Source organism: Ewingella americana, from assembly GCF_006438725.1.
Taxonomy (GTDB): domain Bacteria; phylum Pseudomonadota; class Gammaproteobacteria; order Enterobacterales; family Enterobacteriaceae; genus Ewingella; species Ewingella americana_A.
Window position 1 is genome coordinate 364,797 of sequence record NZ_RCZD01000005.1, and the last position, 14,675, is coordinate 379,471.

The following is a 14,675-nucleotide window of genomic DNA, read 5'->3' on the forward strand; positions in this document are numbered from 1 at the left end:
TTAGTCGTGCAGGGGAAAGTGTGACGCAGATAACATAGCGCCCCGGCGAGTCGGAGCGCTGTGAGTTTTCAATTACGCCTCATACTCAGGCGTTAACAGATTTCCCGCTTTGCTGATTTTTAATCCAGTAACCGATGCCGAGGATCACCAGCCAAACAGGGATCAACCATACGGAGATCGCCATGCCCGGTGTGATAGCCATAATCACCAGAATACCCGCCATAAAGAGCAGGCAGATGTAGTTGCCCACCGGATACAGTAGCGCTTTGAACTTGGTTTCCACCCCTTCACGACGCATAGCCTGACGGAATTTAATGTGCGCAAGGCTAATCATTGCCCAGTTGATAACCAGTGCTGAAACCACCAGCGCCATCAGCAGGCCAAAGGCTTCGCCTGGCATCAGGTAGTTAATCAGTACGCAGAGTGCCGTGGTGGCAGCAGAAACCAGAATAGAGGCCACCGGAACGCCACGCTTATCGACTTTCATCAACGACTTTGGCGCATTTCCTTGTTGGGCAAGGCCAAACAGCATGCGGCTATTACAGTAAACGCAGCTGTTATAGACCGACAGGGCCGCCGTCAGGATCACCACATTGAGCGCATTTGCGACCAGCGCATCACCCAATTCATGGAAAATTAGCACAAACGGGCTGGTGTCCGGCCCGACGCGGGTCCATGGCATCAGCGAAAGCAGAACGGCCAGCGAACCCACATAGAAAATCAGGATCCGGTAGATAACCTGATTGGTGGCTTTAGGAATACTGACTTCCGGGTTATCCGCTTCAGCGGCAGTAATACCGACCAGTTCCAGACCACCGAATGAGAACATGATGATCGCCATCATCATCACCAGTCCGGTCATGCCATGCGGCAGGAATCCGCCTTGCTCCCACAGGTTGCGTACTGTTGCCTGCGGGCCTGCGGTATCACTGAACAGCAGCCAGCCGCCGAACAGAATCATCGCCACAACCGCGACAACTTTGATGATCGCAAACCAGAACTCCATTTCGCCAAAGACTTTGACGTTGGTGAGGTTGATGGCGTTAATCAGTACAAAGAAAACGGCAGCGGAAGCCCAGGTCGGGATTTCTGGATACCAGAATTGAATATATTTACCGACAGCGGTCAGTTCTGCCATCGCGACTAAGACGTACAACACCCAATAGTTCCAGCCAGAGGCAAAACCGGCAAACCCACCCCAGTATTTATAGGCAAAATGGCTGAAAGAACCGGCAACTGGCTCTGCAACGACCATTTCACCGAGCTGGCGCATAATCAAAAATGCGATAAATCCAGCAATCGCGTAGCCGAGAATAATCCCCGGTCCTGCGGACTGAATAACGGAGGCACTGCCCAGAAACAGGCCTGTTCCGACAGCCCCACCTAATGCAATCAACTGAATGTGGCGGTTTTTAAGTCCGCGCTTCAGTTCATCGCCATGTTGTTGATCACTCATTCACTGACCCTCTGTCGTTTGGGTAAACCCATACAAATCTGCAACTTAAATAAGTTGTAATGCGATAGTTACAGTTATTGTATCTATTTATTTACGGCGACAAGCCGATAAAAAACCCGCATGAACTACCGCTGTCGAAAGAATAGTGCTATGCGGGCGAGTTTGCACCTGCTTTATACGCTAACTGAATAACGAATAAGCAAAAGAAGCGATAAATTGTCTGAGATCTAAAAAAGGTGAGGTCGGTCGTTGCAAAAATTTTGAATGATAAATATTTGTTAAAATGTGCGGGACTTGCTCTATTCCTGGGGGCCCATATGGACACAAGGTGAATACTTTGTTACTTTACGGCCACGTTTTTTAAATTGGTATTACCAATTTACTCCGCGCACTCACAGGTACGCTACTCGCAGAGAACAGTTCACATGGCTTACAGCAAAATTCGACAGCCTAAGTTATCAGATGTGATCGAGCAGCAACTGGAGTTCCTGATCCTTGAAGGGACCTTACGTCCGGGCGAGAAATTACCTCCTGAGCGTGAACTGGCAAAACAGTTCGATGTTTCGCGTCCCTCTTTGAGAGAAGCAATCCAAAGTCTTGAAGGCAAAGGCCTGCTCCTTCGCCGCCAGGGTGGTGGCACATTTGTGCAGAGCAATCTCTGGCAAAGCGTGAGTGATCCGCTGGCAGAATTACTCGCCGACCATCCTGAATCACAATTTGATCTCCTTGAAACACGTCACGCTCTTGAGGGCATTGGTGCCTATTATGCCGCGCTCAGGGGAACAGACGATGATTTACAACGTATCCGCGATTGCCACCTGCTGATTCAGGTCGCACAAGAGAGCGGAGATCTGGACGCTGAAGCCGACGCCGTTATGCAGTATCAGGTGGCTGTAACAGAAGCTGCACATAATGTCGTGCTGCTGCACTTGCTCCGCTGTATGGGACCGATGCTGGAGAAAAACGTCCGACAGAATTTTGAATTGCTCTATGCACGCCGGGAAATGCTGGCGGTGGTGAGCAAGCATCGCGCCGGGATTTTCGAGGCGATTGTGGCACGCGAACCAGAAAAAGCGCGTGAAGCATCACACCGTCACCTGGCGTTTATCGAAGAAGTCATGCTGGATGTCAGCCGGGAGCGCAGTCGTCGCGACCGGTCATTACGTCGTCTCCAGCAACGCAAAGAAGAAAATTAGTCCACCAGGGCTAACGTTAATGTTCTTATTTTGAGAACGGCGGCAACTAAACTGACGGGCCTGTCTTCGTGCGTTTTGCATAGCATGAAGACCCTGCATCAGAACGCAGGAAGACAGGCTCCAGATAAACCAACGTATTAGATACAGATAAGGAAAAGCACCATGTCAGAACGTGTAAATAATGACGTGGATCCGATCGAAACTCGCGACTGGCTACAAGCGATCGAATCGGTCATCCGTGAAGAGGGTGTTGAGCGTGCGCAGTTCCTGATTGATCAGGTTCTGAGTGAAGCACGTAAAGGCGGCGTGAGTGTCGCAGCTGGCGCTGCCAGCCGTAATTATATCAATACCATCGCTGTTGAAGACGAACCTGAGTATCCGGGTAACCTGGAGCTGGAACGCAACATTCGTACTGCTATCCGTTGGAACGCGATCATGACCGTTCTGCGCGCATCCAAGAAAGACCTGGATCTCGGTGGCCACATGTCCTCCTTCCAGTCTTCAGCCGCTATTTACGAAGTGTGTTTCAACCACTTCTTCCGTGCGCGCAACGACAAAGACGGCGGCGATCTGGTGTATTTCCAGGGCCACATCTCTCCGGGCGTGTACGCGCGTGCTTTCCTTGAAGGCCGCCTGACCGAAGACCAGATGAACAATTTCCGTCAGGAAGTTCACGGTAAAGGTCTCTCTTCTTATCCGCACCCTAAACTGATGCCTGAATTCTGGCAGTTCCCGACCGTGTCTATGGGGCTGGGTCCAATCGGTGCGATCTATCAGGCTAAGTTCCTGAAATACCTTGATCACCGTGGTCTGAAAGACACTACCGCACAGCGCGTTTATGCGTTCCTGGGCGACGGTGAGATGGATGAGCCGGAATCTAAAGGTGCGATCACTATCGCCACCCGTGAGAAGTTGGACAACCTGTGCTTCATCATTAACTGTAACCTGCAGCGCCTTGATGGCCCGGTTACCGGTAATGGCAAAATCATCAACGAACTGGAAGGCATCTTTGCAGGCGCTGGCTGGAACGTAATTAAAGTGATTTGGGGCAACCGTTGGGATGAACTGCTGCGTAAAGACACCAGCGGCAAACTGATCCAACTGATGAACGAAACCGTGGACGGCGACTACCAGACCTTCAAGTCCCGCGACGGTAAATACGTTCGCGAACACTTCTTTGGCCGTTACCCGGAAACCGCTGAGCTGGTCAAAGACATGACCGACGACCAGATCTGGGCGCTGAACCGTGGTGGTCACGATCCGAAGAAAGTCTTCGCTGCACTGAACAAAGCACAGAACACCAAAGGTCAGCCGACCGTTATCCTGGCGCATACCATCAAAGGTTATGGCATGGGCGAAGCGGCTGAAGGCAAGAACATTGCCCACCAGGTGAAGAAAATGAACATGGATGGCGTGCGCTATATCCGTGATCGTTTCAGCGTACCGGTTACCGATGAAAGTCTGGAAAAACTGCCGTACATCACGCTGGAAAAAGACTCTGCAGAGTACAAATATCTGCATGAGCGTCGCGCTGCGCTGAAAGGCTACCTGCCGACCCGCCTGCCGAAATTCACCCAGAAGCTGGAAATGCCGAAACTGGAAGATTTCTCACAACTGCTGGAAGAGCAGAAGAAAGAGATCTCTACCACTATCGCTTTCGTCCGTGCCCTGAACGTGATGCTGAAAAACGACTCCATCAAAGACCGTCTGGTGCCGATCATCGCCGATGAAGCGCGTACTTTCGGTATGGAAGGTCTGTTCCGTCAGATTGGTATTTACAGCCCGAACGGTCAGCAGTACACCCCGCAGGACCGTGAGCAGGTTGCTTACTATAAAGAAGACGAGAAAGGTCAGATCCTGCAGGAAGGGATCAACGAACTGGGCGCCGCGTCTTCATGGCTGGCCGCAGCGACGTCTTACAGCACCAACGATCTGCCAATGATCCCGTTCTACATCTACTACTCCATGTTTGGTTTCCAGCGTATCGGCGACCTGTGCTGGGCAGCGGGTGACCAACAGGCGCGTGGCTTCCTGGTCGGTGGCACTTCGGGTCGTACAACGCTTAACGGCGAAGGTTTGCAGCACGAAGATGGTCACAGCCACATTCAGTCGCTGACTATCCCGAACTGTATTTCTTATGATCCGGCGTATGCCTACGAAGTGGCAGTCATCATGCATGACGGTCTGGTGCGTATGTACGGTGACGCGCAGGAAAACATCTATTACTACATCACCACGCTGAACGAAAACTACCATATGCCAGCCATGCCAGAAGGCGCGGAAGAGGGCATCCGTAAAGGTATCTACAAGTTAGAAACCGTGGAAGGTAGCAAAGGTAAAGTGCAGTTGATGAGCTCCGGTTCAATTCTGCGTCACGTACGTGACGCCGCTCAGATCCTGTCCAAAGACTACGGCGTAGGTTCTGACGTCTACAGCGTCACCTCGTTCACCGAACTGGCCCGTGATGGTCAGGACTGCGAGCGCTGGAACATGCTGCACCCGACTGAAACTCCACGCGTACCGTACGTGGCTCAGGTGATGAACGATGCACCGGTTGTAGCTTCAACCGACTACATGAAGCTGTTCGCAGAACAGATTCGTAACTTCGTTCCTGCCAGCGATTTCCGCGTACTGGGTACCGACGGTTTCGGCCGTTCTGACAGCCGCGAAAACCTGCGTCACCACTTCGAAATCGACGCTTCCTATGTTGTGGTTGCGGCACTGGGCGAACTGGCCAAACGTGGCGAGATCGATGTGAAGGTTGTGGCTGAAGCCATTACCAAGTTCGGCATCGATGCTGACAAAGTTAACCCGCGTCTGGCATAAGAGGTAGAGACAGATGGCTATTGAAATTAACGTACCGGACATCGGTGCAGATGCAGTGGAAGTCACCGAAATTATGGTGAAGGTGGGCGATAAGGTTGAAGTTGAACAATCGCTGATCACCGTTGAAGGCGATAAAGCTTCTATGGAAGTGCCTTCTCCACAGGCAGGCGTTGTAAAAGAGATCAAAGTGGCGGTGGGCGATACCATCGAAACCGGCAAACTGATCATGATTTTTGAAGCCGCTGATGGTGCTGCAGATGCAGCACCTGCGAAACAGGAAGCAAAAGCAGAAGAGAAAGCGCCTGCTGCCGCACCGGCTTCGAGCGAAAGCAAAGAAGTCAACGTACCAGATATCGGCGGCGACGAAGTTGAAGTCACCGAGATCATGGTCAAAGTCGGCGACACTGTCACCGCTGAGCAGTCTCTGATCACCGTGGAAGGCGACAAAGCCTCCATGGAAGTCCCTGCACCGTTCGCCGGTACTGTGAAAGAGATCAAAATCGCTGCGGGTGACAAAGTCAGCACCGGTTCTCTGATCATGGTCTTCGAAGTAGCAGGCTCTGGCGCTGCTGCTCCGGCGAAAGAAGAAGCTAAAGCAGAAGCCGCTCCGGCGGCTCCAGCGGCCTCCGGCAGCAAAGAAGTCAACGTGCCTGATATCGGCGGCGACGAAGTTGAAGTCACTGAAATCATGGTCAAAGTGGGCGACAAAGTCACCGCTGAGCAATCCCTGATCACCGTTGAAGGCGACAAAGCGTCAATGGAAGTTCCGGCTCCGTTCGCGGGTACCGTGAAAGAGATCAAAATTGCTGCGGGCGACAAAGTCAGCACCGGCTCCCTGATCATGGTCTTCGAAGTGGAAGGCGCAGCTCCAGCTCCGGCCGCTAAGAAAGAAGACGCTGCTGCACCTGCCAAACAGGAACAGAAAGCGGCTGCACCTGCTGCTGCTCCAGCCGCAGGTAAAGGCGACTTCGCTGAGAACGATGCTTACGTTCATGCCACGCCGGTTATCCGTCGTCTGGCCCGTGAATTCGGCGTCAACCTGGCGAAAGTCAAAGGGACTGGCCGTAAAGGCCGTATCCTGCGCGAAGACGTTCAGACTTACGTGAAAGACGCGGTCAAACGCGCTGAAACTGCTCCGGCTGCTGCCACTGGCGGCGGTATTCCGGGCATGCTGCCTTGGCCCAAAGTGGACTTCAGCAAGTTTGGTGAAATCGAAGAAGTGGAGCTGGGCCGCATCCAGAAAATCTCTGGTGCTAACCTGAGCCGTAACTGGGTCATGATCCCGCATGTTACGCACTTCGACAAAACCGATATCACCGAGCTGGAAGCGTTCCGTAAACAACAGAACGATGAAGCCGCTAAACGCAAGCTGGACGTGAAGTTCACCCCTGTGGTGTTCATCATGAAAGCGGTCGCGGCTGCGCTTGAGCAGATGCCACGTTTGAACAGTTCTCTGTCCGAAGATGGTCAGAAACTGACGCTGAAAAAATACATCAATATCGGTGTGGCAGTGGATACGCCTAACGGTCTGGTTGTTCCGGTCTTCAAAGACGTGAACAAGAAAGGCATCGCTGAGCTGTCCCGTGAACTGATGGCGATCTCCAAGAAAGCACGTGACGGTAAATTGACGGCTGGCGAAATGCAGGGCGGTTGCTTCACTATCTCCAGCCTTGGCGGTATCGGAACGACTCACTTCGCGCCAATCGTTAACGCGCCGGAAGTGGCTATCCTGGGTGTCTCCAAGTCTTCCATGGAGCCAGTCTGGAACGGTAAAGAGTTCGTACCGCGTCTGATGATGCCAATGTCGCTCTCCTTCGACCACCGCGTTATCGACGGTGCCGATGGTGCGCGCTTTATCACCATCATCAACAACGTACTGTCCGACATTCGCCGTCTGGTGATGTAAGCCAAAAAGCCGGCCAAACGGTCGGCTTTTTTCTGGTAATCTCATTCTGCTGTTTGAGATTGTCAGGTGCCAATACAAATCGTTTGCCGTTTGTTGTTTCAAAGTTGTTAACAATTTTGTAAACTGCGGGCGGATAGAACGACCCGGTGGATGATGGGCGTTACGACACAAAAATGACGTCAGACCCGCCGGAAATAAATTAAGAGGTCATGATGAGTACTGAAATTAAAACTCAGGTCGTGGTACTTGGGGCAGGCCCTGCAGGTTACTCTGCTGCTTTTCGTTGCGCTGATTTAGGTCTTGAAACCATTCTGGTTGAACGTTATTCCACCCTCGGTGGCGTTTGCCTGAATGTCGGCTGTATCCCTTCCAAAGCCCTGCTGCACGTGGCGAAAGTCATCTCAGAAGCGAAAGCGCTGGAAGAGCACGGTATTGTTTTCGGTCAGCCGAAAACAGACATCGACAAAGTGCGTCTCTGGAAAGAAAAAGTCATCAACCAGCTGACCGGTGGTCTGGCCGGTATGGCGAAAGGCCGTAAAGTTAAAGTTGTCACCGGTCAGGGCAAATTTACTGGCGCGAATACTCTGGTTGTTGAAGGCGAAAATGGTCCAACGACCATCACTTTCGACAATGCCATCATTGCGGCGGGTTCCCGTCCAATCAAACTGCCATTCATTCCACATGATGACCCACGCGTTTGGGACTCAACCGATGCCCTGGAGCTGAAAAGCGTTCCTGAGCGTCTGCTGGTTATGGGCGGCGGTATCATCGGTCTGGAAATGGCCACCGTTTACCATGCGCTCGGTTCTAAAATCGACGTCGTGGAAATGTTTGACCAGGTCATTCCTGCTGCTGACAAAGACGTTGTTAAAGTCTTTACCAAAAAAATCAGCAAGCAATTCAATCTGATGCTGGAAACCAAAGTCACTGCTGTTGAAGCCAAAGAAGACGGCATCTACGTGACCATGGAAGGCAAGAAAGCGCCCGCTGAACCACAGCGTTACGACGCGGTGCTGGTGGCGATCGGCCGTGTTCCTAACGGTAAATTGCTGGAAGCAGGCGCTGCAGGCGTTGAAGTTGACGACCGTGGTTTCATCCACGTCGACAAACAAATGCGTACCAATGTGCCAAACATCTTTGCCATCGGCGACATCGTCGGTCAGCCAATGCTGGCACACAAAGGTGTGCATGAAGGCCACGTGGCGGCTGAAGTGATCTCCGGTAAGAAGCACTACTTCGACCCGAAAGTCATTCCATCGATTGCCTACACTGAGCCAGAAGTTGCCTGGGTGGGTCTGACTGAGAAAGAAGCCAAAGAAAAAGGCATCAGCTACGAAACTGCCACCTTCCCGTGGGCAGCTTCAGGCCGTGCTATCGCTTCCGACTGTGCAGACGGCATGACCAAACTGATCTTCGACAAAGAAACTCACCGTGTTATCGGTGGTGCGATTGTCGGTACTAACGGCGGCGAGCTGTTGGGCGAGATTGGTCTGGCGATTGAAATGGGTTGTGATGCAGAAGATATCGCGCTGACCATCCATGCTCACCCGACTCTGCACGAGTCCGTGGGTCTGGCAGCAGAAATCTACGAAGGCAGCATTACTGACCTGCCGAACCCGAAAGCTAAGAAGAAATAATATCCTGTCATTCTTCAAGTAGCCCCGGCGTTGACAATGGTCAACGCCGTTTGGTTGGCATTTTCCTGCCCTGCTAGGAATTTCTGCTAGGCCAGACCTATGTATATTAGGCGCAGCTACTGAGTCCTCCTTCGTTTACGATGAACCTCACGAACATTATCAAAAAATATCGATGTAGGTTTTGTCCCCGGAACATTCTTCTGATTGGGAATATAAACACCAAATTTCGAATAATGCCGCTGAGATGTCGGTGATCCAAATGGGCATGTTGTCGAAAATATACTGTTCCCATTAATCAATAACTCAATAAAAGGCTTATCTCTGTCCCAGGTCATTTTTATCTGAAAGAGATTCCATGCTTTAGGGCATGCTAGTAAATTAATATCGCGATTTAGTTCGGTGCCATGTATAGAATTAACAATAACTCTTATTATTTTTTCATCGATCAGATGAAGGGATAATGGTGGGCGATCACGTCCCTGAGTTTTCATCAATCCTCCTGGCTCTCGCACCTGGAAAAAAATCACATCGTAGGCTGCTTGTCCCACTTTCATTTTGAAACTATAAGAGGAATCAACAAACATATTCACATGGTTAGAATGCGATAGCTCAGTGCGGAAGTTTCCAATTTGAGCCGGTAGAGAAAATTTAATGACATGATTATGATTCCCGTCTTTTTCCATAGACATGTAACCAGATTTCAAAGCATCATTCTTAATGGCTTTATTTGAAGCACCATGGTGATGGAAATCTTGAGTATCTATACTGACATTAAAAGGCCTTAGATGATAATGTCCAGAAAAAGAACTCACTATTCTTTCCTGTACTTTACCTGTGCCGTGTTTGGAAATAGATGTAATATTTACATGTGGTGATGAATGAGTACATGGCTCTTCAGTGAATATGATTTCTCGTGGGACTTCCATGATATTTCTATGAAGAGATACTTGCTCTGGAATTATACCGTACTGAATGCTAGGTATATTTACTGGGGGAAGAAGGGCTATGTCGTCAGGCATGTTTATTCCTTTTTATAATATTGTCATTTTTTCGTGATTATTTATCGTAATCACGAGCACAACGTTGAATTTTGATGTGATTATTTAAATTATTCCTGGGTCTGTATATTAAATATATCTATAATTACATTTATTATATTCACTGCATGCATGAAACTATTATTGTTTTGCTTTGACGTGATGTTTAACGAGATATAACCCAATTATTGCCGTGAGTCATTTGGATTAATTTTCTTAGCTATTTTATGCGAGGCAGGTCTGAGTTTGGATTTTTTAAGGTTGCTCTCCAGCAGTTTAATCCCTTGCCTGAGTATGTCTATTATGCTGATCTAATGAACGATATCGCTGCGTGCAGTCGATCCGTCTGTACTCAACGATTCAGCAAAGATTTAATGTTGCTTTTATGTGAACGAATTAACAAGCAGGTGAAATCCTGCTATGCTGCCCAGGCCGCAAAGGGCCACTGTGCTTAGGTTCAGGACGTGCCCGCTTTACCTGATAAAGCGGGCAAAGAAACAAGCATACCCGCAGTGACCCGCCTCATCAGACCGTTTGAACGCCCCTGTCCCTACAGGCATGACGCCAGTCTGATGATGGAAGCCAGGCATAATAAATGACAATGAGAGCGAGGAGAAAGTCGTGCTAGAAGAATACCGTAAGCACGTAGCCGAGCGTGCTGCTGAGGGCATCGTCCCCAAGCCACTTGATGCTGCACAGATGGCCGCGCTGGTTGAGTCCCTGAAGAATCCGCCAAAAGGCGAAGAAGACACGCTGCTAGACCTGCTGATTAATCGTGTACCGCCAGGCGTTGATGAAGCCGCCTATGTTAAAGCCGGGTTCCTGGCTGCTGTCGTCAAAGGCGAAACAACTTCCCCGTTGGTTACCCGTGAAAAAGCTGTCGAACTGCTGGGCACCATGCAGGGCGGATACAATATTCATCCGCTGATCGACGCGCTGGATGATGAGACACTGGCCCCTATCGCTGCCAAAGCGCTGTCCCATACTCTGCTGATGTTTGACAACTTCTACGATGTGGAAGAGAAAGCGCACGCAGGTAACCAACACGCGAAAAAAATTCTACAGTCCTGGGCCGATGCCGAATGGTATCTGTCACGCTCACCACTGGCCGAAAAAATCACGGTGACCGTGTTCAAGGTGACCGGCGAAACGAACACCGATGATTTGTCTCCGGCTCAGGATGCCTGGTCCCGTCCAGATATTCCTCTGCATGCGCTGGCGATGCTGAAAAACGAACGCGAAGGCATCGTGCCTGATGCGCCGGGGACTGTGGGTCCTATCAAGCAGATCGATGAACTGAATAAAAAAGGCTTCCCGCTGGCGTATGTCGGTGACGTGGTCGGTACTGGGTCTTCGCGTAAATCCGCCACCAACTCGGTGCTGTGGTTCATGGGCGACGACATTCCACACGTGCCGAACAAGCGCGCTGGTGGTGTGGTACTGGGCAGCAAAATTGCACCAATCTTCTTCAACACCATGGAAGATGCCGGCGCGCTGCCAATCGAAGTGGACGTTTCTGACCTCAATATGGGCGATGTGATCGACATCTTCCCGTACCTTGGCGAAGTGCGTAACCACGAGACCGGTGCTGTAGTGACCACTTTCGAGCTGAAAACCGACGTACTTCTTGATGAAGTCCGCGCCGGTGGCCGTATTCCGCTGATCATTGGCCGTGGTTTAACCACCAAAGCCCGTGAATCGCTGAAACTGCCTCTGAGCGACGTATTCCGCATTGCTAAGCCGGTTGCTGCCAGCAATAAAGGTTTCTCGCTGGCACAGAAAATGGTTGGCCGTGCCTGTGGTGTTGCCGGTATTCGCCCTGGCGAATATTGCGAACCGAAGATGGCATCTGTGGGTTCTCAGGACACCACCGGCCCGATGACCCGTGATGAGCTGAAAGATCTGGCCTGTCTGGGCTTCTCGGCTGACCTGGTGATGCAATCATTCTGTCACACGGCGGCCTATCCTAAGCCGGTTGACGTGACCACTCACCATACGCTGCCGGACTTCATCATGAACCGCGGTGGTGTGTCACTGCGCCCTGGCGACGGTATTATCCACTCGTGGCTGAACCGTATGCTGCTGCCTGACACCGTCGGTACCGGCGGTGACTCGCATACTCGTTTCCCAATCGGCATTTCATTCCCGGCGGGTTCTGGTCTGGTGGCCTTTGCGGCAGCGACCGGCGTGATGCCTCTTGATATGCCAGAGTCCGTACTGGTGCGTTTCAAAGGCAAAATGCAGCCGGGGATCACCCTGCGTGACCTGGTTCATGCCATTCCTTATTACGCGATTAAAGAAGGTCATCTGACCGTTGAGAAGAAGGGTAAGAAAAACCTCTTCTCTGGCCGTATTCTGGAAATCGAAGGTCTGCCGGAACTGAAAGTGGAACAGGCGTTTGAACTGGCGGATGCGTCCGCAGAACGTTCAGCGGCAGGTTGCACCATCAAACTGGATCAGGCACCGATCAAAGAGTACCTGAGCTCCAACATCGTGTTGCTGAAGTGGATGATCTCTGAAGGCTACGGCGATCGCCGTACCATTGAGCGCCGCATCAAAGGCATGGAAGAGTGGCTGGCGAATCCAAGCCTGCTCGAAGCCGACGCTGACGCCGAGTACGCGGCCGTGATCGAAATCGATCTGGCTGATATCAAAGAGCCGATCCTTTGTGCGCCGAACGATCCGGATGATGCGCGCCTGCTCTCTGACGTGCAGAACAGCAAAATCGATGAAGTCTTTATCGGTTCCTGCATGACCAACATTGGTCACTTCCGTGCGGCCGGTAAGTTGCTCGACAGCCATAAAGGCGCGTTGCCAACCCGCCTGTGGGTCGCACCACCGACCAAAATGGATGCTGCCCAGCTGACCGAAGAGGGCTACTACAGCATCTTTGGTAAGAGCGGTGCGCGGGTTGAAATTCCGGGCTGTTCACTGTGCATGGGTAACCAGGCGCGTGTTGCTGACGGCGCGACGGTGGTTTCCACCTCAACCCGTAACTTCCCGAATCGTCTGGGGAATGGCGCTAACGTCTACCTGGCCTCCGCAGAGCTGGCTGCCATAGCGTCTCTGTTGGGCCGTTTACCGACGCCAGCAGAGTATCTGGGCTATATGGAACAGGTCGACAAAACGGCAGTGGATACTTACCGCTACCTGAACTTCGACAAGCTGAGCGAATACACCGACAAAGCTGACGGCGTGATCTTCCAAACCGCAGTGTAAATCGTTATATTTGCGGCATTGTTGGAAAGGAGGCTTCGGCCTCCTTTTTTATTTCCCTTTTGGGGACCCTTTCCTGAGGACGACACCATGGACTACGACTTCTTGCGTGACATTACCGGTGAGGTCAAAGTGCGTTTTTCAATGGGCCATGAAGTGGTTGGACATTGGATTAACGAGGAAGTGAAGGGCGATTTCAGCGTGCTCGACAAGGTCGAAGCAGCGATAGCGGATGTCAAAGGCAGCGAGCGCCAGTGGGAACTGGTTGGTCATGAATACACCCTGCTGCTCGGCGATGACGAAGTGATGATCCGCGCCAATCAACTGGGCTTCGAAGGCGATGAAATGGAAGACGGAATGAGCTACTACGACGAAGAGAGCCTGGCTTTCTGCGGCGTGGAGGACTTTCTGCAAGTCCTCGAGAAATATCGTACGTTCGTGACCACCTATAAATAACCCTTTATTTGCCGCGTGAGGCCGTCCAGCACAGCAGCGAACCGGCAACCACCATGCCCACGCCTGGCCAGAAACTGGCGCCCGGCAGGGTATGCAACCACAAACCGGCGATAAAAATCGCTGACAGCGGCGTGAAGTACGACAGCGCAGCCACCAGTGTGGCATTGCCTTTCTTCATCGCAATATCCCAGCACTGATATGAGATTGCTGTTATCGCACCCATTGCCAGCAGCTCGGTGATGGCAGGCCAGGTCAGGCTGATGCGGGTTGATGAGTACATGAAATACAGCGCCCACAGCACTGCACCGGTTGCCAGCAGAAACAGCGGCAGAACGCCTTTGCCTTTGCTCCACAGGCGCACCAGATTGGAATAGAGCGCCCACGCCACCGCCGCACCAAAGGCCAACGTATAAGCCACCGGATTGCCGCGCACATTGCGGATGAGTTGTTGAATATCCAGCCCGTGCCCTCCGCTTATCGCCCACAGCACGCCCGCAAATGCCAGTGCCGCTCCAGGCCACATCCACCAGCGCACTTTTAATTTCAACAGCGGCACCGCAAACAGCAGTGTCAGGCTCGGCCATAGATAGTTGATCAGTCCCAGCTCCAGGGTTTGCTGGCGGCTATGCGCCAAACCAATGGCCAGCGAAAACGCCACCATATAAAACACAAACAGCAAACCGCATAAAATCAGATAGGCCGGAGACTGCCCGCGCAGCGTCGGCCGGCCGCTGGCCATCCACACCATAATGCCGCTGACGGTATAAATAGAGGCGGCAGCGCCAAACGGCCCCAGAGATTCAGCCAGAGTGCGGGTGAGCGCGATGCTCAGGCTCCACAGTAAAATGGCAATAACACCAAACAGCGTAGCGAAACGATCCATCGGTTGGGTCTGTATCAGGGAAGCATAAAACTAAGATAAGCGATTGTTCCCATGAATTACAC

General features: G+C 51.7%; 9 protein-coding genes. 6 read left to right on the forward strand and 3 right to left on the reverse strand.

Annotated features, from left to right (window positions below; genetic code table 11):
- Window positions 1-85: 85 nt before the first annotated feature.
- Window positions 86-1,456, reverse strand: coding sequence for an aromatic amino acid transporter AroP (gene aroP / locus EAH77_RS11740; RefSeq protein WP_140472820.1), 1,371 nt, complete (start codon window positions 1,454-1,456; stop codon window positions 86-88).
- A gap of 425 nt (window positions 1,457-1,881) precedes the next feature.
- Between aroP and pdhR the strand changes: the two genes are divergently transcribed.
- The 4 genes from pdhR (at window position 1,882) to lpdA (ending at window position 9,021) form a co-directional block, all read left to right on the forward strand.
- Window positions 1,882-2,652: a pyruvate dehydrogenase complex transcriptional repressor PdhR gene (pdhR, locus tag EAH77_RS11745; protein WP_140472822.1), complete on the forward strand. Its 771-nt coding sequence runs from the start codon at window positions 1,882-1,884 to the stop codon at window positions 2,650-2,652.
- Window positions 2,653-2,814: 162 nt separating this feature from the next.
- Window positions 2,815-5,478 carry a pyruvate dehydrogenase (acetyl-transferring), homodimeric type gene (gene aceE, locus EAH77_RS11750; RefSeq protein ID WP_140472824.1) on the forward strand — a complete coding sequence of 888 codons (2,664 nt, stop codon included), beginning with the start codon at window positions 2,815-2,817 and terminating at the stop codon, window positions 5,476-5,478.
- Window positions 5,479-5,491: 13 nt separating this feature from the next.
- Window positions 5,492-7,384, forward strand: coding sequence for a pyruvate dehydrogenase complex dihydrolipoyllysine-residue acetyltransferase (gene aceF, locus EAH77_RS11755; protein ID WP_140472826.1), 1,893 nt, complete (start codon window positions 5,492-5,494; stop codon window positions 7,382-7,384).
- Window positions 7,385-7,596: 212 nt separating this feature from the next.
- A complete protein-coding gene (lpdA, locus tag EAH77_RS11760) occupies window positions 7,597-9,021 on the forward strand; it encodes a dihydrolipoyl dehydrogenase (protein WP_161985794.1) in 1,425 nt (474 codons plus the stop codon).
- A gap of 116 nt (window positions 9,022-9,137) precedes the next feature.
- Here lpdA and EAH77_RS11765 read toward each other — a convergent pair whose 3' ends face one another.
- Window positions 9,138-10,040 (reverse strand): heparin lyase I family protein, encoded by a 903-nt coding sequence (locus EAH77_RS11765; protein ID WP_140472829.1) that lies wholly within the window; start codon window positions 10,038-10,040, stop codon window positions 9,138-9,140.
- 639 nt (window positions 10,041-10,679) lie between these two features.
- On the opposite strand from EAH77_RS11765, the gene acnB reads away from it, so the two are divergent.
- Complete coding sequence (gene acnB / locus EAH77_RS11770; RefSeq protein ID WP_140472831.1) at window positions 10,680-13,277, forward strand: bifunctional aconitate hydratase 2/2-methylisocitrate dehydratase; 2,598 nt, start codon at window positions 10,680-10,682, stop codon at window positions 13,275-13,277.
- Window positions 13,278-13,364: 87 nt separating this feature from the next.
- Window positions 13,365-13,730, forward strand: coding sequence for a protein YacL (yacL, locus tag EAH77_RS11775; protein ID WP_140472833.1), 366 nt, complete (start codon window positions 13,365-13,367; stop codon window positions 13,728-13,730).
- Window positions 13,731-13,734: 4 nt separating this feature from the next.
- On the opposite strand, the gene yddG is transcribed toward yacL, so the two are convergent.
- Window positions 13,735-14,613 carry an aromatic amino acid DMT transporter YddG gene (gene yddG / locus EAH77_RS11780; RefSeq protein WP_140472835.1) on the reverse strand — a complete coding sequence of 293 codons (879 nt, stop codon included), beginning with the start codon at window positions 14,611-14,613 and terminating at the stop codon, window positions 13,735-13,737.
- Window positions 14,614-14,675 lie beyond the last annotated feature (62 nt).

Coding starts and splice junctions, on each gene's coding strand:
- aroP (WP_140472820.1), bottom strand. CDS start 1,456: ATGAGTGATCAACAACATGGCGATGAACTGAAGCGCGGACTTAAAAAC.
- pdhR (WP_140472822.1), top strand. CDS start 1,882: ATGGCTTACAGCAAAATTCGACAGCCTAAGTTATCAGATGTGATCGAG.
- aceE (WP_140472824.1), top strand. CDS start 2,815: ATGTCAGAACGTGTAAATAATGACGTGGATCCGATCGAAACTCGCGAC.
- aceF (WP_140472826.1), top strand. CDS start 5,492: ATGGCTATTGAAATTAACGTACCGGACATCGGTGCAGATGCAGTGGAA.
- lpdA (WP_161985794.1), top strand. CDS start 7,597: ATGAGTACTGAAATTAAAACTCAGGTCGTGGTACTTGGGGCAGGCCCT.
- EAH77_RS11765 (WP_140472829.1), bottom strand. CDS start 10,040: ATGCCTGACGACATAGCCCTTCTTCCCCCAGTAAATATACCTAGCATT.
- yacL (WP_140472833.1), top strand. CDS start 13,365: ATGGACTACGACTTCTTGCGTGACATTACCGGTGAGGTCAAAGTGCGT.
- yddG (WP_140472835.1), bottom strand. CDS start 14,613: ATGGATCGTTTCGCTACGCTGTTTGGTGTTATTGCCATTTTACTGTGG.